17 protein-coding genes and 1 pseudogene are annotated in these 18,980 nt (G+C 30.7%); 8 read left to right on the forward strand and 10 right to left on the reverse strand.

The window, feature by feature from the left end:
- Positions 1 to 292: 292 nt before the first annotated feature.
- The 3 genes and pseudogenes from AC2FB1_RS09210 to AC2FB1_RS09220 form a co-directional block, all read right to left on the reverse strand.
- Positions 293 to 553: pseudogene (locus AC2FB1_RS09210) on the reverse strand (glutathione-dependent formaldehyde dehydrogenase); the annotation flags it as partial.
- Positions 554 to 822: 269 nt separating this feature from the next.
- Positions 823 to 1,362, reverse strand: a complete 540-nt coding sequence (locus AC2FB1_RS09215) for a hypothetical protein (RefSeq protein WP_490674932.1) — start codon at positions 1,360 to 1,362, stop codon at positions 823 to 825.
- A 547-nt stretch (positions 1,363 to 1,909) separates the two neighbouring features.
- Positions 1,910 to 2,806 carry a LysR family transcriptional regulator gene (locus AC2FB1_RS09220; RefSeq protein WP_490674933.1) on the reverse strand — a complete coding sequence of 299 codons (897 nt, stop codon included), beginning with the start codon at positions 2,804 to 2,806 and terminating at the stop codon, positions 1,910 to 1,912.
- 134 nt (positions 2,807 to 2,940) lie between these two features.
- Here AC2FB1_RS09220 and AC2FB1_RS09225 point away from each other — a divergent pair, with 134 nt between their 5' ends.
- Positions 2,941 to 4,122: an MFS transporter gene (locus AC2FB1_RS09225; protein WP_490674934.1), complete on the forward strand. Its 1,182-nt coding sequence runs from the start codon at positions 2,941 to 2,943 to the stop codon at positions 4,120 to 4,122.
- 52 nt (positions 4,123 to 4,174) lie between these two features.
- On the opposite strand, the gene AC2FB1_RS09230 is transcribed toward AC2FB1_RS09225, so the two are convergent.
- From AC2FB1_RS09230 to AC2FB1_RS09240, 3 genes are all read right to left on the reverse strand, one after another.
- A complete protein-coding gene (locus AC2FB1_RS09230) occupies positions 4,175 to 5,251 on the reverse strand; it encodes a YkvI family membrane protein (protein ID WP_490674936.1) in 1,077 nt (358 codons plus the stop codon).
- Positions 5,252 to 5,445: 194 nt separating this feature from the next.
- On the reverse strand, positions 5,446 to 6,531 hold the full coding sequence (locus AC2FB1_RS09235) for an ABC transporter permease (protein WP_490674937.1): 1,086 nt from the start codon (positions 6,529 to 6,531) through the stop codon (positions 5,446 to 5,448).
- Complete coding sequence (locus AC2FB1_RS09240; RefSeq protein WP_490674938.1) at positions 6,531 to 7,256, reverse strand: ABC transporter ATP-binding protein; 726 nt, start codon at positions 7,254 to 7,256, stop codon at positions 6,531 to 6,533. The genes AC2FB1_RS09235 and AC2FB1_RS09240 overlap by 1 nt, the downstream gene beginning before the upstream one ends.
- Before the next feature lie 142 nt (positions 7,257 to 7,398).
- On the opposite strand from AC2FB1_RS09240, the gene AC2FB1_RS09245 reads away from it, so the two are divergent.
- The 3 genes from AC2FB1_RS09245 (at position 7,399) to AC2FB1_RS09255 (ending at position 9,995) form a co-directional block, all read left to right on the forward strand.
- Positions 7,399 to 7,962: a TetR/AcrR family transcriptional regulator gene (locus AC2FB1_RS09245; protein ID WP_490674940.1), complete on the forward strand. Its 564-nt coding sequence runs from the start codon at positions 7,399 to 7,401 to the stop codon at positions 7,960 to 7,962.
- A 115-nt stretch (positions 7,963 to 8,077) separates the two neighbouring features.
- Entirely contained in the window at positions 8,078 to 9,682 is a 1,605-nt protein-coding gene (locus AC2FB1_RS09250; protein WP_490674941.1) for a xylulokinase, read from the forward strand.
- Between the two features lie 163 nt (positions 9,683 to 9,845).
- A complete protein-coding gene (locus tag AC2FB1_RS09255) occupies positions 9,846 to 9,995 on the forward strand; it encodes a hypothetical protein (RefSeq protein WP_490674942.1) in 150 nt (49 codons plus the stop codon).
- Positions 9,996 to 10,113: 118 nt separating this feature from the next.
- Here the strand turns inward: AC2FB1_RS09255 and AC2FB1_RS09260 are convergent, their stop codons facing one another.
- Both AC2FB1_RS09260 and AC2FB1_RS09265 read right to left on the reverse strand, forming a co-directional pair.
- Positions 10,114 to 10,257 (reverse strand): SAS049 family protein, encoded by a 144-nt coding sequence (locus AC2FB1_RS09260; RefSeq protein ID WP_490674943.1) that lies wholly within the window; start codon positions 10,255 to 10,257, stop codon positions 10,114 to 10,116.
- A 269-nt stretch (positions 10,258 to 10,526) separates the two neighbouring features.
- Entirely contained in the window at positions 10,527 to 11,570 is a 1,044-nt protein-coding gene (locus AC2FB1_RS09265; RefSeq protein WP_490674944.1) for an NAD(P)-dependent alcohol dehydrogenase, read from the reverse strand.
- Positions 11,571 to 11,857: 287 nt separating this feature from the next.
- Between AC2FB1_RS09265 and AC2FB1_RS09270 the strand changes: the two genes are divergently transcribed.
- Both AC2FB1_RS09270 and AC2FB1_RS09275 read left to right on the forward strand, forming a co-directional pair.
- The gene (locus AC2FB1_RS09270; protein WP_490674945.1) at positions 11,858 to 12,499 is read left to right on the forward strand and encodes an NAD(P)-dependent oxidoreductase; all 642 of its coding nucleotides are present in this window, start codon (positions 11,858 to 11,860) and stop codon (positions 12,497 to 12,499) included.
- Positions 12,500 to 12,746: 247 nt separating this feature from the next.
- A complete protein-coding gene (locus tag AC2FB1_RS09275) occupies positions 12,747 to 13,241 on the forward strand; it encodes a TspO/MBR family protein (RefSeq protein WP_490674946.1) in 495 nt (164 codons plus the stop codon).
- Between the two features lie 144 nt (positions 13,242 to 13,385).
- On the opposite strand, the gene AC2FB1_RS09280 is transcribed toward AC2FB1_RS09275, so the two are convergent.
- Together AC2FB1_RS09280 and AC2FB1_RS09285 are read right to left on the reverse strand one after the other, a co-directional pair.
- A complete protein-coding gene (locus AC2FB1_RS09280; RefSeq protein WP_490674947.1) occupies positions 13,386 to 13,586 on the reverse strand; it encodes a cold-shock protein in 201 nt (66 codons plus the stop codon).
- 218 nt (positions 13,587 to 13,804) lie between these two features.
- Positions 13,805 to 15,211, reverse strand: coding sequence for a glycosyltransferase family 2 protein (locus AC2FB1_RS09285; RefSeq protein ID WP_490674948.1), 1,407 nt, complete (start codon positions 15,209 to 15,211; stop codon positions 13,805 to 13,807).
- A gap of 416 nt (positions 15,212 to 15,627) precedes the next feature.
- On the opposite strand from AC2FB1_RS09285, the gene AC2FB1_RS09290 reads away from it, so the two are divergent.
- Positions 15,628 to 16,989 carry an SLC45 family MFS transporter gene (locus tag AC2FB1_RS09290; RefSeq protein WP_490674949.1) on the forward strand — a complete coding sequence of 454 codons (1,362 nt, stop codon included), beginning with the start codon at positions 15,628 to 15,630 and terminating at the stop codon, positions 16,987 to 16,989.
- A gap of 764 nt (positions 16,990 to 17,753) precedes the next feature.
- Positions 17,754 to 18,959: a GTP-binding protein gene (locus AC2FB1_RS09295; protein WP_490674950.1), complete on the forward strand. Its 1,206-nt coding sequence runs from the start codon at positions 17,754 to 17,756 to the stop codon at positions 18,957 to 18,959.
- Positions 18,960 to 18,980: the final 21 nt, after the last annotated feature.

Here is an 18,980-nt window from a genome sequence, read left to right on the forward strand (position 1 = left end):
TTCAAAAAATTAAAATTGAACGGTTTAGTTAAGTAATGCTTATTTTATTTGTAAATGCTTGACTAATCGTAGGAAAAGAGTGGGACAGAATGTATTTTGAATGTATCGTCCCATTTCACTAAGTTTAGCAAGAAGAATTAGAATTGAAAAAAGCCTAGTATAAGCGTATTTTCAACTCAGTCATCGAATGATAACATATTAAAAATGCCCAAGACACTTAATGATGTCTCAGGCTTCGTTATCTATTTGTTCAAGAAGTTACGTATATATTTCTTGTTTATTTATATAGTCATTATTGTGGTTTTAGAACGACTTTAATATTGTTATCTTTTTTCTGATCGAAAATATCATACGCTTGTTTTGCTTCTTCTAAAGGCATGGTATGCGTTATAATTTCTGTTGGATCAAACACTTCATTTTTAATCATTTCATATAATTTTGGCATTTGATAAATCACTGGCGCTTGACCACTTTTTACTTGGACATCTCTATTAAAAATTAAATCTACTGGAAAATTATCTGCAGGGGTAGCATAAATACCAGTTAAATGGAGAAAAATAGGTAAAGTTAAAAGTATTGGAATAAGTAACTTTAATAGAGAGGTTTTTCTTTAGAAAATTCATATAATGTTTAGCAATACTATTGAAGAAGATAAAAAAAGAGATTATACCATCGATAGTATAATCCCAGTGGATAAATAATATTATGCGATTATTCTTTTATTTGTCTATATTCAATTATTTAAATTTAACTGTAAAAAGAAATAAGTATATATTAATTTATATACTATATATTTAGTTAAGTCATATAAGAATATAGAATTTAATGAAGACCATACGCATGTCTAATTTTATATAATTCATGTTCACTTAAATAGAATTTGTTAGTATTGTCTACATATTTTTGGAATATATTCTTAGATTCTTTAGGTGAGATAATATATTCGTTTTTTAATTTTTCTAATTCTTGTGCTACACTTGTTGCAAAATTATATTGATCATCACGTGTGTGATAATCATTAAAACCATTTTCTGATTGTTTTATTAAATCTTCTATTTTAGTTGAATATTTATTATTTCTTGATAATCTAGATTTTCTAAATTTCTCTAAAGTTCTCATCGCTTTAGCGTATTTATCTTCGATTGCTTTTACTCTATTTAATGTTTTTAATGAAGCTCTATTTGGTATAACGCGATGTGATGAATCGTAAGCGTATTTATCTTCAATTGCTTTTAAAGTTTCATTAAATTTGTCTGTAGCTTGATCTTCGTTATTTTGATTTGCTCTATCTAATTCGCTATATGCATTTTGTATTTCTAATTGCTTGGCCACTTCTTTTAAATATTGTGTTAATTCATTCATTTAAACAAACTCCTTTATTTAATTTTCCTTTCTTGAAAGCTATCCTCTTAGTTAATATTATATATATATCACTCAATACATATAATAAAACATTATGAATTAATTATAAATTATTTAACAAGATATAATATTTAGTATTAGTATCATTATATATATTAAATGTTAAAAAATTACAACAATGAGTATTAAAAATTGTAAAAAATATAGTAAAAATTCTTGTTAATACATATTTTTAATAAAAAAGGTAGGCGTTAATGTTGACGTATGAACGTAACTAACGTAACTAAAAGAAAAATATAAAAATATTAATGTTTAGGTGGAACAACGAAGTCAAAGTGAATTCTGTCCCAATACAACTAGATTAATTGAATAACATATTTATAAATTTTGTTTTTTCTACATAAAATTAACTCATGTGATTAGGTAAAGGATACAATCAAACAAAGTAATAAAATATGATACAATTGCTAATTTGCTACTTTGAATATTTCAATTTCTTCTTATGCCCCCACATAAGCAATTATAATTACACCACAGTTACACGGCGTTAGTCGTTATTTTTTATATAATTGATAAATTCTTGTATGATTTTATCTTTGAACTTTGCCTCACTTATAACCGATACAAATGTGATGGAAACATCAAATGGTTTTCCAAGTGAGACAGCTTCAATCATTTCATCGTCTAAGAAATGTTCATTTTCTACCATTAAGCTTGAGACAATGCCTAACCCTAACCCTTCTGCAACGGTTCTCATGAGTACGATTGGATTGTTTGTTTTAAACACTATTTTGAGAGGGGCATGATTTTTTTCAAATTCCTTTAATTGATATTGGTAAAATCCGCGATCATAAAGGACAAAAGGATAATTTTGAATGTCTTCTAAATTAACATAATCTCTAAAAGTCAATTTAGACTTTTTGGGAACTAATAATTTGAATTTGCTTGTTAAATTAAGCGACACTTCTCTTAGCGATGATGTATTCTCTTCTGTTTCTTGTTTGCCAATTAATCCAATATCCATCTCACCTTTTTCAACGCTATTAATGATATCTTCTTTATCTGCTTCTAATATTTCTACTTCTACATTTGGATAATCAGTTTTAAATTGAGACAATGCTTTAGGTAGAATTTTATGGAAAATCGTAGGAATAGTTCCAATTTTTAACATGCCAGCTATATCTGTTTTCATATTTTGTACTTCTACTAATAAACTTTCTTTTGATTCAATAATTTCTAATATGTAAGGGACTAATCTTTGACCTTCATCAGTTAAAAATGTCCCTTTTCTTGAGCGATGAAATAATTTGTAACCTAGTTCTTTTTCAAGATTTGCAATAGATTGGCTCATTGCTGATTGGCTTATATGCATTTTTTCACTCGCATGTATAATGGATTCTGTTTCATAAACGGTTTTTACGTAAGAGAGTTGTTCAAAATTCATAGCTTATCTACCTCTTTTATATCGGTTTAACTTATATATACTTCAATAATTCTAATTATACATTAGTAATATTAATCATTATAATAAATAAGTAATACAATGATGCGAAAAAATAAAAGTTTAGGAGGAAAAATATGGAAGTAAGACTGTGGACAAAAGATTTCTTATCAGTAACGTTTGTAAACTTCTTTATGTATTTAGTTCATTATATGCTTATCGTTACGGTAACGGAATACACTATTGAGCAATATCATGCCTCTGAAAGTGTAGGCGGTTTAGCTGCAGGTATCTTTATTATAGGAATGCTAGGTGGCCGTCTTGGTTCAGGTAGAATTATAGATAATTTACAACCTAAAAACGTATTACTTGGAGGAACTTTTTTCTCAGTTATTGCAGTAGCATTATATTTTATGATTAATAGTTTATGGATTTTAATGCTAGTTCGTTTTATTCATGGTATTGCTTTTGGCTTTTCATCTACAGCGACTGGTACAATTTCTTCACGTATTGTGCCTGAAGATCGTAAAGGTGAAGGCATTGGTTATTATGGTTTAAGCGTTACGCTAGCTTCAGCATTTGGTCCGTTTTTAGGTTTAATTTTTAATAAGAATTTAGGTTTTGAATCTATCTTTGGAATTAGCTTAATCAGTATCGTTATTGCACTCATTTTAACTTTCTTTATTAAAAAATTACCTGTATTAAGTACACACATTAACAAAGAAGATAAGCCTAAAGGTATTCATGCTTATTTACAAAAAGAAGCTTTACCTATTTCAATGGTAATTATTTTAGTAGGTGTGGCATATGCTAGTGTTCTATCATTCTTATCCATTTATACTGAAAAAATTAATTTAGTCACTGCATCAAGTTTCTTCTTTGTTGTCTTTGCAATTGTCACATTCGTTACACGTCCATTTACAGGTAAAATTTATGATAATTATGGTGAAAATAAGATCATGTATCCTGTAATAGGTAGCTTAATGATGGGTCTTATTATTTTAGGATGCACACATTCAAGTCTAGTACTGTTAATTTCAGCTGCGTTTATTGGTTTCGGTTATGGAACAATTGTACCGACAGCTCAAGCGATTGCTATTCAACAATCACCACCTAATAAAATGGGATTAGCAACATCTACATTCTATATATTTACGGATTTTGGCGCAGGGATGGGACCATTTATCTTAGGTATTATTATTCCATTTTTAGGTTATCGTTATCTTTATATTGTGATGGGAATTTTAGTCTTTATCGCAGGCGTTTTATATTTCTTTTTACATGGTAGACATCGTAGTCAACCGTTCGATACACATTAATATGCGTAAAAAAGCCGGGATTATAGCATCTCGACTTTTTTAGTGATTACCATTATATTAAATTTTTATGAGTTGTTTTATTGTATATCCAACGTATCAATAAAGCGGCAGCGATAAATAAACCGATATAGCCTACAATTGGGAAGACAATATTAATTAAATCAGCGAAGCCTACAAAACTTAGTGTAAAAGCTAATACTAAAGAAGAAATTAATAATACAAAATAACGTGGCGTACGGAATTCTGAAAAACGAGTTAAGAATGGATAAATCATTCCTACACAACTATTAAAAATAACGCCAACCATGACAGCAGACATGAGAATACCAAGCCAAGGATGAATATCTTTTGCTAATAATAGCGTAGGAATATCAACTGAATTAGCTTTTTCAACATTAGCAAGTAGTCCAGCAATCATAATTAATAGTAGTATGCTAAAGATAATGCCACCATATGCTGCGCCACGTCTTGCAACTTTATGACTCTTCGCATCTCCACCTACAATAGTTAAGAAGCTAAAACTATTACCTACAATTATACCGCCATATATAATCGCATCCCACCACCAAGCTTTTGGCGTATTTGTTTTTGAGGGATGAATATGTTGTGAGACGTCATTATAAGGAATTGTAGGATGAATAATATTAAAGCCGGCGATAATGAAAACGGCAATGACTAAGAAGGGCGTCACAATACCTAATATATTAATGATTTTATTAAAGTTTAAAAGTAAAATGAAAAATAATAGTATCACAATTGCTAGTGATCCCATCCATGTTGGTACATTAAACCCTTGTTTTAATGCTGAACCTCCTCCAGCAATCATTACGACTGTTAGGCCAAATAAAAAGAAAACAATGAGGTAATCCACAATTGTTCCTAAAACTTTACCAAATAAACGATGTAACGAAATATCATATTGATTTGCATCTAAACGATAACCTAATTTAGAGGTTTGACGTGTCCCAAATATTACAATGATTCCAGTAATAATCGCTGCTATGTATGCATAGTTTCCATGATTTACAAAGAATTGTAATAATTCTTGCCCTGTAGTGAATCCAGCACCTACAATAAAACTTAAGTAAGCAAGTGTAATCCTGATGGCAGTTTTATTTTCTTCACTCATAGAAAGAACCTCCTTAAATAGTACATATACACAGACTAACATAATTTTAAAAAATAATTTATTTAAAAAATATAGTGTGAAATATATTTAAGGTAATGATTTACGATATATAGATATAGTAAAGCTTATTCAAATGCTAGTGTTTTAAACACGTTATTATTTGAATAAGCTTTTTTAAGGAGAATGAGGAGTGCTTAAACTTTTCGATATCGTTTGAGACCAAGAATATTTAAAACGATAAATATAAGAATAAAAATGAAAAGAATAAAGATATCAAACCAAATATCAGACCATCCTTGTCCCTTAATCATAATGTTAGTTAAAGCATCACCAGCATAGCGTAAAGGGAACAGGTATCCAATATTACTCAACCACGGTGTCATATTTTCTAATGGAAAGATACCAGAAAAGAATACTTGTGGAATCGCAACAATTGGAATGAATTGAACCATTTGAAATTCTGAGTTTGCAAAGGTAGAGATGAAAATGCCCATAACGAGTGCAGCGATGGCTAATAAGATATTGATGAGTAAGACATACCCGAGACTACCCGCAAGATGTATGTTTAATAAATAAATTGAAAAGAACACGATGATTAAGGTTTGGATAATCGCAAAGATACCATACCCGAGTAAATAACCAAAAACAATTTCACTTCGTTTAATTGGCGTAGCAAGGACACGTTCTAATGTTCCAGTTGTACGCTCTCTTAATAATGCGATGCCTGAAATAAGAAAAACGAATAAAAAAACAAAGAAACCCATGAGAATAGGGAACATTTTGTCAAAATAGTTACTATCCTTGTCACCATATAAATAATTGTTGTCTAATTGAAGATTATCAGAGTCTTTATCTTTAGCAGATTGGGGTAAAGATGCCATTAATTTTTTCACGTCATCCATTTTATCTTTTTGAATGGATTGATGGAGTAACTGCTTAATTGAAGCGGATTTACTTGGATCTTCATTAGTGTACGTAACATGTAAGGTTTGATGATTTTGATAAATAAAAGCATCGAGATGATGTTGCTCAATTTTAGATTGAATATGTTGATTAGACTCAAAGTGTTTGAACTTAACATCATCACTCTTAATATGATCAGTAATGTGGCTTGATACTGAATCGGCAACACCGATATTTAATGTATTATCTTCATTAGAATTGAAAATAAAGTACATCAATGTAAGAACTAATAAGGGTGCTAAAAACATAAGTGCTAGAGTACGTTTGTCTTTGAGTAATTCAATAATAACACGTTGAATCATTGCTAAAAGTTTCATTAATGTTTAACCTCCTCGGCTTTAATAAATACTTCTTCAATTGTTTTGACATTAAATTTTTGTTTTAATTCATCTGGCGTACCTATTGCGAAGAGTCGTCCTTCTACGATGAGAGCAATTTTATCGCAACGTTCAGCTTCATCCATGACGTGTGTTGTAACAATGACACTTTTACCTTGTCTTGTTAAAGATTTTAATTGTCTCCATATTTGTTGTCTTAGTTTAGGATCAATACCTACAGTAGGTTCATCTAATATGATGAGGCTTGGATTAGATAAAAGGGTAATCGCTAATGATAAACGACGTTTCATACCGCCTGAGAATGTATTGACTGTTTTATTTAAAGCATTTTCTAAGTTCACTAACGCCATATTATTGTTCATGCTTTCTGTTAATTGCTTACCTTTAAGTCCTACTAAGTGACCAAAAAACGTAAGATTATCCTTAGCTGATAATGATTCATAAAGCGCATTGGTTTGTCCCATATAACCAATACGACTTAATACATGACGGTTAGGCATACGTTTTTCAAATATTTCTGTAGTTCCTGAATTTAATTTTTCCATACCTAGTAAGCATTTAATTGTAGTCGTTTTGCCAGAGCCACTTGGTCCTATGATACCTAATAATTCACCTTCTTGAATGTTTAAACTAATATCATCTAATACGTTATGTTTACCGTACTGTTTTACCGCGTTGGTTAATTTTGCAATTGGTTGTGTCATGTAATATTACCTCCTTATTTGACACAGTGTTTAATTACTGTATATTCAATATAAATTAAATTTTTAAGCTTGAGCGTATCAATTTGAAATAATCAGACATATGAATTATAAATGTTCAATAATATTTAGGAGGGGCCAGCAAATGAATGAAAAAGTTGTAGATAAACGTGTATATAAAACACTAATGAAAATTGAAAAAGGTATGATTCAACTATTAAAAAGTAAATCATATAAAGAAATAAGCGTTAAAGATATTTGTCGAGAAAGTGGTATTAGTAGGGGAACGTTTTATCAACATTATCAAGATAAAGATGACTTTTTATACCAGTATCAAAATGAAATAATGAAAAAAGGAAAACGATGGTTGAAACAAATCGAATGTAAAGAACGGCTACAATTTTTTGAATATGCATTAAACTTTTGGATTCATGAGGGAGAGTTACTTTTACTACTATTGAAAGATGAGAGTGCATATATTATTCATCAAGCTATGAAGAAAAATTTTCAAAAAAATATCGAAGTTCGCTTAGTACCTATAATAAATACTGCGTTGCTTACGAATAAAGAAAAATATTTTCTCATTATATTTATGAGTAATGCAATTTTTGGTGTCTTACAAGACTGGGTTCAAAGGGGAAGACTAGAATCACCAAAAGAATTAACGCTCACGATAGATAAAATTTTTAAAACTGTATTCGTACAATAGAGTCATTATTTTGTTGGAAATGTTTAATTAATAGAAACAAATTCTTGTTTACTATATAGATTTTGGTAGTATTAAATTTTGAAAACGATTTCATTTTTTTGAAGGAGGTATGAAAATGAATCATTCAACAGTAAAACAATTCATTGAAAATGGAAACTTAACTATTGGTATTGAATTTGGCTCAACTCGAATTAAGGCAGTTGCGATTGATGATAAATGTCAAACTTTGGCTACAGGTGCTTTTGAGTGGGAAAATACATATCAAAATGGTTATTGGACATACTCTATGGACGACGCATGGGTAGGTCTGCAAAAAAGTTATAGTGAAATGACTAAAAAGATAAAAGATACCTATGGCACGACGGTTAAAAAAATTAAATCATTAGGTATTAGTGGAATGATGCATGGTTATTTGCCATTCGACGAAAATGAAGATTTACTTGTGTCCTTTAGAACGTGGCGTAATAATAATGCGCATGAAGCAGCTGAAAGGTTAAGAGATGCATTTCAAGTTAATATTCCAGAGCGTTGGAGTATCGCCCAATTATATCAATCTGCATTAGATGAGGAAAAACATGTAGATAAAGTACGCTATATAACTACACTTGCTGGTTATATTCATTGGTACTTAACAGATCAAAAAGTATTAGGTATCGGGGACGCTTCTGGTATGTTTCCGATTAATATTGAAACACAAGAGTATCGAAAAGATGTTGCTGATCGTTTTAATCAACTATTTTCAGAAAGAGGTTACCAACAGGACATTTTAGATATATTACCTAAAGTGGTGGTTGCAGGTGAAAATGCTGGTTATCTTACATCAACAGGTGCTAAACTTCTTGATCCAAATGGTGAATTAGAAGCAGGGTGTCCAATGTGTGCACCTGAAGCTGATGCTGCAACAGGTATGGTCGCTACCAATAGTGTTGCTCCAAAAACGGGGAACATTTCTGCGGGAACAAGTATTTTTTCAATGATTGTATTAGATGAGCCTATTCAACATGTTTATCCAGAAGTAGATATTGTAACGACACCTGATGGTTACGAAGTCGCAATGATTCATGCTAATAATTGTACATCTGATATTAACGCATGGGTCGATTTATTTGGCGAAGTATTAGAAACAATGGGCGTTAAATATGACAAAGGAACTCTTTTTACAAAACTGTTTGAAAGTGCTTTAAATGGTGATGATAAATTGGGGAATTTACTTTCTTATGGTTATATATCTGGAGAGTTTATTACTGATGTTCAACAAGGGTACCCGATGCTTGTTAGATCGATTGATAGTTCATTTAACTTAGCTAATTTAATGAAGTCACATATATATAGCGCATTTAGTACATTAAAAATTGGTATTGATTTACTAAAAGAAAATGAAAATATTGAAATTAACTCTATATATGGGCACGGCGGTATATTTAAAACTGAAAAAGTCGCTCAAACATTTTTAGCAGCAGCAATGCAAAGTCCAGTTAGTGTGATGCAAACAGCGAGTGAAGGTGGTGCATGGGGGATTGCCGTTTTAGCTAGATTTTTAATAGAAGAAAGCGATATGCGTTTAGCGAATTATCTTAATAATGTTGCATTTAAGGGAACTGAATCGATTCATATTGAACCGAGTAAAAAAGAAATAGAAAGTTTTAATCGTTATATCAAACGTTTTAAAGAAGGGTTACCTATTGAACGTCTTGCTAATGAACAATTTAAAGCACACTAATTTAAAGTAACTGGGAAGGTAGGAAAGGTTTATTAACAAATTTAGGTGTTATGAGTTTTGAACCCAAATTGAAAAAGCTTGTGGCTGATCAATTTTCATTTATTTATAAAGATGCACAACAATCTAGTGTAAAAGTTGTATTGTCGAAGGAGTATTTATTATTTTGACTACTTTTAGATATTGGGCTATACATAAAAGTGAGAAAAAGTTAGATGATATGACACAGACGTTAATTGATGTATATCTATTTGGAATTATCAAAACAGCAGGTATAGACCCATACGATAGTAATCATATAAATAGTTTGAAGTAATCCGAAAAATTTAAAAGATGAAAATACTATATAAAAGAGGCTGGGCATAAATCCCAGCCTTTTATTAGTTTAGGTTAAAACAAAAAAAGTGATAAACTCAGTCATCACTCAAAATCAATTATTTGTCATCTTTTTTATCTTTATTATCGTGTTTTTCTCCACCAGTGTATTCATTAATTTGATCTTTTACTTTATTTACTTGTTCATTATCACTATTTTTAAATTTTTCAGCTGCATCTTTTGCTTTATCTATAAAACTCATTATAACAAGCTCCTTTCAAGTTAATGTTTTAATATGTGAGTTACTTTGACTTCCTAATATTTGTTATCTACCACAATACTATCGTTATAAACATTTATCTCAAATAAAAATATATTAATAACGTAGTATGATTATACATTTATGAAACACGATAATTCTTGTTATAAGATGACGCATCTAATCATCTTCTAATGAAACAATGGAGCGTCTATTGGGCCTCGTCGTGGGATGTTAAATTCAAAGTGTATTCTGCTCTTTTTCCTTTACGTTTACATTGTACTGATATCAATCACAAATCGATACTTCACTTTTGATGCCAGCACTTTTTCATAAGCGTTATCAATGTCATCTGCTGTAATTAATTCAATTTGTGGGGCGATATGATGTTCAGAACAGAAATCTAACATGTCTTGAGTTTCTTTAATACCACCGATAGCAGATCCAGCAAATGAACGGCGATGACCAATTAAATTAAATACTTGTAATGATACAGGCTCGGCTGGGGCGCCAACATTAACGAGTGTACCATCTAAGGCTAATAATTTAAGATAGTCATCTATCTCTAATTTTGCACTTACAGTATTAATAATTAAGTCAAATGAACCAGCAAGTTCTTTAAATGTTGATTCGTCACTTGTTGCATAATAAGCTGAAGCACCAAATTTTAAACCATCTTCTTTTTTATTTAACGTACGTGATAATACAGTCACGTTAGCGCCCATTGCATGTGCAATTTGAACTGCCATATGTCCAAGACCACCCATACCAATGATTGCAACATTCTTTTTACCTTCATAGGCTTTCCAATGATTTAAAGGCGAGTAAGTTGTAATGCCCGCACATAGTAAAGGAGCAGCAACCTCTAAACTGATATTGTCGGGAATGCGTAATACGAAATCTTCTTGTACAACAATATGTGTTGAGTAACCGCCTTGTGTTTTCTCACCATATTTGTCAGTACTTGCATAAGTACCTACACTTCCATTTAAGCAGTACTGTTCTTCGTTATTTTTACAGTTTTCACATTCACCACAAGAATCCACCATACATCCAACGCCTACACGGTCGCCAACTTTATATTTAGTGACGTTAGGACCGACTTCTTTAACAATACCTGCAATTTCATGACCTGGTACGAGTGGATAATCGACAGGCCCCCATTCTTCTCGAGCAGTATGGATATCAGAGTGACAAATACCCGCATATTTAATTTCTATTAATACATCATGTTTATCTAAATCACGACGTTGAATTTCAGTAGCGAAAAATTCAGAATTTGGGCCATTTACAGCTCTTGCTTTTACATTCATCATAGTCATTTCCCCTAATACATATAAGATAGAATATACGCATTTGTATTATTCTTCATATTGACAATAGAGACCTAGATCAATTAAGTCAACATATTAAACTCAGTATGTATAGCGCAAGGTAATTTTAAACTAACCGTTGTGAGACTTGTCTCAATGACGTCATATTAGAAAGGAAAGTAAAATAAAACAGATAAATAGACTTTTAATAAAAATGTAATTATATTGGTAACATGTTGAGGGACATCTAAGAGACATCTCTGACAAATATAGAAGTGGAGGAACAAACGATGAACATTGGTATTATTGGAGCAACAGGTAAATTAGGAACTAAAGTATTAGATGAAGCACAACAACGTGGGCATGAAGTAACTGCGATTGTAAGAAATGCTGCTAAATTAGATAATGATAAAGATGTTAAAGTGATTGAAAAAGATGTATTTGATTTAACTTCAGACGATATTAAAGATTTAGACGTGGTAGTCAATGCATTTGGCGCACCATTAGGTGAAGAAGAAGTGCATGTTGAAGTGGGACGCGTATTGATTAACATATTAAAAGATGTAGACACAAGAGCCATTATTGTAGGTGGTGCTGGGAGTCTATTTGCAGATGATGCGCATACTATACGCGTTATTGATACACCAGATTTCCCAGAAATAGTGAAACCAACAGCTAAAGGATCAAGTCGTAACTTACAAGATTTACAAAATGCTGAAGGAATTACTTGGACTTTTATTAGCCCATCAGCGGAATTTGACTTTGAAGGGAAACGTACTGGCACATATACGTTAGGAAAAGATCAATTATTATTTAATAGTAAAGGTAATAGTTATATTAGTTATGCAGATTTTGCTATTGCTATAGTAGATGAAGCTGAAAATAAAGCGCATATTAATGAACGTTTCACAGTTGTTGGTGAAGAAGAATAATAGTGATCTTAGATGTCTTTTAGGCGAAACAATTAAAAAGGCTAAACTGAAGCAAAAGTAATTAGCTAAAATGCAATGGTAGTAATAAAAATATTAAAAGAATAGTCTAAAGAATATCCTCCGAGATAGTATCTAGGAGGATATTTTAGCGTGTGACTACATTATTTTGTTTTTTAATAATAGATTCATAACTAATTAATTATAGAAAAAGTAGGGTATTAAATATAGGAAGACTTTAAAGGAGAGAGTGAGGATTAATATTAAAAAAGTTACAAGAATTGTATTACCCTTAGTTGGTGGAATGATTATTGGAAGATTAACAGCTAAAGCTCAAAATGATTATAAACAATATGAAAAACCACCTTTTTCACCTCCAGCTAAAGTATTTCCAATCGTATGGCCACTACTTTATACATCAATGGGAGTAGCTTATCAATTATCGTATACGCATGCAGCTCATAAAAGAGAGAAACAGTCCATAATACGTGCTCATTATGCACAATTAGGATTGAATTATGCGTGGACGATACTTTATTTTAATTTAAAACTGAGAAAGACATCTTTAATTGAGAGTTACGTATTACTTGCAGCTGGAAATATTACTGCACATCGTTTTTATGCATCTAATAAGTATGCTGGTTTATTGATGTTACCTTATGTCATTTGGTTAAGTTACGCAAGTTATTTAAATGGAGGTAATTTAGTCTTAAATAAAAATAAACCAGGTTATACTAGAGATTAAAGTTGAATGATATGTATAATAAAATCTATAGTAGGAATATATTAAGTGGCAGTATTAAATGAACTTATGTATTATTCTTTTATAAAAAATATATAAAAAAAAGCACAAGCAAGTATACATACATGCTTGTGCTAAAATTTATTTTTAAACAGGGACAACGTTTGTTGCTTGTTCGCCACGTTGACCTTCAGTGATGTCAAACTCTACTTTTTGACCTTCTTCTAAAGTTTTATATCCATCAGTAGCGATACCTGAGAAGTGAACGAACACATCGCCGCCGTTTTCTCTTTCAATAAATCCAAATCCTTTTTCTGCGTTAAACCATTTTACTGTACCGTTATTCATATAGAATACCTCCAAGTGCTTTTGCACATCATATTTGTAACAAATTCATAAATTAAAAGAGAATATTCTATAAAAATATACTACAATCCAAAATACGAGCTTTTATTACGTGAAACCAACTATACACGTTTTGAATGAATAAGTACAGCATTATTTAAAAAAATTATAATTTTTTTAAATAGTAACCATGTAAGATATATGTTGACTTAAAAATGCAACTATTTTTTAATGTATCCTAAATTGCCACCAACAGTTTCATAAAAATCAAAACGCATGCTTGATTTGATAACTGAGCCATTTAAATCTTTATCTAAAACTGTAAGGGCTAATTTTCCATCAGGTAAATTCTTTGTTGTAAATTGAACAGTATATTCTCCAGATTTAAAACGATGTTTCTTAATATCTAATACGATGAATTGAGTTGGATCTTTTCGATGTTTTACTTCTAGATACTTTAACTCAGAATTTTTAGAAAGTATTTTTAAGAAAACCTTATCGTTCTCTTGAGAGATTTTTAGTAATGTAGGATGCATTCTTTTTTTGTAATGTGTTCCTTTAAACGAATAGTAATATATATCGTTTTTCTCATGAAGCGGCTTATCATCTTTTTTAAGATAGAATTTAACAAAACTGATAATGTCTTCTTTATTCCCCTTACGTATTAATTTGATGGCTTGTCGGTTTAAATCATCATCTACATAGTCTAAAGCATCGAAATGTTCATCTACCATATGAATGATATTTTGAAAAATAGGAAGTAACTCATTTATGTTTTTAATAAAACCTTTTTTATAGAATTTAGCTTCTAAAATATCTTTATTAATAATACGATATAGTAAATTAGGCATTAATTTATTATTTTTATACTTACTCATTAAGTGACGATAGGCTTCACCTTGCCATTTCATACGATTAATATGTGTTGATTTTTCAGATTTCACTAAAGAAATATTATCGTCGTAACGGTTAGCACAATAAACCACATCTTGTGTTGTACTAATACGTTTAGTATTGAAAAAGACTTCTGCGAAAAATTGTAAATCTTCTCCAAAAATCATTTCTGGAAATTGGATATGATTCTTTTTAATGACGCTAGCTTTAATCATACGACCAGCAGGTGCTAAATGATAAAATGATTTTCTAAAGTGTTTTAAATCCACTTTATTATATGCAATTTTAGATAGAGCAACGCCACTTCTAGCTATGCGATCACTATACACATATTTTGTTAAACCAGTAGCATAGTCTGTCTTGTTTGTTTTTAAAAGTGTATATAACTTTTCCAGAGCATCTTCAGGTAACCAATCATCGCCATCTATAAACATGATGTATTTTCCTTTACTTAAATCAATAGATAAATTTCGTGGTTTCGCAGGCGTACCCGAATTTTGATCTAGTTGAATAAATTTGTAATTAGAAAAACTGTCTATTTTTTTAGAAATAATGTCAACGGTTTGATCAGTAGAACAGTCATCCACCACGATTAATTCAAAATCTTTCACATCCATCGATTGTTTTAAGATACTATCTAATGTTTTATTAATAAACTTTTCTTTATTATACGTACTAATTAATACACTTACTTTAGGTCTATGGTTTATTTCTTTACTCTTTATAACCTTCATTTTTATACTCCTTTAATTAGTAATCTTTTTGATAATATAATGTATTTTAAAAAGTAGTTAAAATACAAATAATAATCTAATTATATTTAATATAATCAATTTTTTCTATCGCTATTTATTGTAACAATCTAATTATAAATTATGTTATATTTTTTGTTTTTGAGTATTAATATATCTATTATCATCATAATAATTTTTAATTATCTATAAAAACACCTAATTAGGTAATGATGATATATATGAAATTGGAAAATAAAATGAACGCTGATTTATGTATATGAAATGCGAGGCTTTCTAAGGAAAATCAAAAATGTTATAATTACAGTTGAAAACGATTCCAATGAATTGTTATTTGATATAGCTATTTAATCATTGAATTAAATGTCTATATCAAGTAATAAATAGGAGAGATAGAAATGAACGATACAGATCAAATACATACTAAAAATACTGAAGAACAAGGTATTACCCTACCCTATTTAAAAAAAGCAGTTATTTTTTCTATTACATTTGGCTTCTTCGGAGTAAACATGGCATTTGCACTTCAATCAGCAATGATGGGAAGAATATTTCAAACGCTAGGCGCCGACCCCAATAATTTAGGTTGGTTTTTTATTTTGCCGCCATTAGCAGGAATGATTGTACAACCACTTATTGGATATTATTCTGATAGAACTTGGACTAGATTTGGACGTCGGATGCCGTATCTTTTAATTGCTGGTCCAATTGGAGCGATCGTATTAGTCCTATTACCTAATGCAGGTTCGTTTGGATTTGGATATGCATCACTTATGGCTTTGTCATTTGGTGCAATAATGACGTTACTTATGGATTTGACTTCAAATGCGTGTATGCAGCCCTATAAAATGATTATTGGAGATATGGTAAACGAAAAACAAAGAGATATGGCCTGGTCATGGCAACAAATCTTCTCAAATTTAGGTGGTATTATTGCTACACTATTACCATTTTTACTAACAATTATGGGAATGAGTAATGTAGCACCTAAAGGGGAAGTACCGATGACAGTAAAAATAGCTTATTATATTGCAGCAGCGGTATTACTCATTGCTTCTATTTGGACTGTTCTTTCCGTTAAAGAATATGAACCTAAAGCATATAACTATTATCACGGCATTTCAGATGATAATAGGAATGAGAAATTAAATTTATGGCAACTGTTAAAAACTGCGCCTAAACAATTTTGGCAAATTAGTGTAGTTCAATTTTTTAACTGGTTTGCATTAATGTATCTCTGGACATATTCAACAGGTGCAATAGCAAAAAATGTATGGAATGCGACAGACCCTTCTTCAGCAGGATATCAAGCAGCAGGGAACTGGTATGGTGTTTTATACTGTATACAATTTTTAAGTTCAGTTATTTTTGGTTTTGTCATTGCAAAATCTAAACCCTCTCAAAGAAAATTCTGGTATAGTTTTGGATTAATTTTTGGTGGATTAGGCCTTATTTCAATGTTCTTTATTCATAATCAATGGTTACTCATTATTTCATTTATATTCATTGGTATTAATAACTTAACGATGAACACCCAACCATTTACACTATTAACCGAAGCAATTGATGGAGAAAATTCAGGTGCTTATCTAGGATTATTTAATACAAGTATTTGTCTACCACAAATTGTCGCTTCTGTAGTAAGCTTTGCACTGTTCCCGCTATTAGGAAGTTCAATGCCTGCGATGTTATTATTTGCAGGAATCATGATGCTTCTGGGTGCAGTCTCAGTTAAATTTATAAACGCAAAATTTGAATGAAATACTAAAAAATAAAAATAATTTATTTATAATTTGTAAGAGCGAAAAATAAGTTTTCGCTCTTTTTTTATAAAAAACTATCAGAAATATTTCATAAACAATACAATGATAAAGATGAAATCATTAGGAGTTGAATGTAGTTGGGAGATATAAAACTTTTCATTATAAATGAAGGAATATGCATGAATTATGTGGTGAATCACTCTCTATAGAGAAATCATTACAACAAATGATAGAGTAGCTCAGAGGTCTTTAGAAAAAGAATAAACTTCTTATTTAAAGATTCAATTTAGTTTTTCAGATGAGAGTATGATTGATTTATATAACTAATTATACGAATATCTCATAAATATGGGAGAAGACATTCAGTTTAAAGAATTGAAATTTTATGTAGCATTTAAGAGAATTAAAAATTTTGCATGGATTGAAATTTTTCCGAAACAACAAAAACTTCTGCTTTACGTTAAAGTAAATATGAATAATGTTCAGAGAGAATAAAATTTTATTAGAAATGTATCTGATATAGGACATTATGGAATAGGTAACTTATCTTTGGAAATACGTAGTAAAGCAGATATTGAAAATGCTAAACAATATATCAATGAAAGTTATGAAAATAATTAGATTCGGTGCATCTTTCACTTTAGTGTAAAGGTGCCTTTTTTTATAGAACGTATTTATTAATTTAATTAATATTGACATTCTTAAAAATCTCTGTACAATTTAAAACGTAATAATTACGATTTAAAAGGGAGAGAATATAAATGAGTAAGATACCTGTCACTGTACTAAGTGGTTATTTAGGCTCAGGGAAGACAACGTTACTAAATTATATTTTAAATAATCGAGAGGGGCGTCGCATTGCGGTTATTGTTAATGACATGAGTGAAGTGAATATCGATAAAGATTTAGTTGCAGAAGGGGGCGGCTTATCTAGAACAGACGAAAAATTGGTCGAGTTGTCTAATGGATGCATATGTTGTACCTTACGAGATGATCTTTTAAAAGAAGTTGAACGACTTGTACATAAAGGTAATATTGATTATATCGTTATTGAATCTACGGGTATTTCTGAACCAGTGCCAGTAGCACAAACTTTTTCATATATTGATGAAGAACTAGGTATAGATCTTACATCGATATGTCGTTTAGATACGATGGTTACAGTTGTAGATGCGAATCGTTTTATTAATGATATCAATTCTGAAGATTTGCTTGTGGATCGTGAGCAAGGAGCAGATATGTCAGATGAAAGGTCTATTGCAGATTTACTCATTGATCAAGTTGAGTTTTGTGATGTACTCGTTTTAAACAAGATAGATTTAGTTACAAATGAAGCATTAGAAAAACTGGAACATATACTTAGAACATTGCAACCAGATGCAAAAATCATTAAAACTACACAGTCTCAAGTAGATATCAATGACGTTATTAACACGGGAAGATTTAATTTTGAAAAAGCCAGTAACTCTGCAGGATGGATTAAAGAACTAACAGAAGGCGGTCATGAGGCACATACACCAGAAACTGAAGAATATGGTATTAGTTCATTTGTGTATTCAAGACGATTACCGTTTCACGCGAAACGTTTCAATGACTGGTTAGAACAAATACCTCATAACATTGTTCGTTCAAAAGGTATTGTATGGCTTGCACAATATAATGAAGTTGCCTGTTTATTATCACAAGCCGGCTCATCTTGTCACATCAGTCCCGTAACATATTGGGTTGCAGCTATGTCTAAAGAAAAACGTGAAGAGATACTTGCTCAACGTCATGACGTAGCGGAAAGTTGGGATATTGAATATGGGGATAGAAATACACAGTTTGTCATTATTGGTACCGACTTAGATCAAGAAAAAATAGAAAAAGAACTCGATGAATGCCTGTTGAATAGTAGCGAAATGAATTCTGATTGGCATCAACTTGAAGATCCTTATCATTGGAAAATAAGAAAACTTAAGAAATAAGGTGTATTAAACAAGTTATGA

Source organism: Staphylococcus sp. CoH_129_LAB_1, from assembly GCF_058191515.1.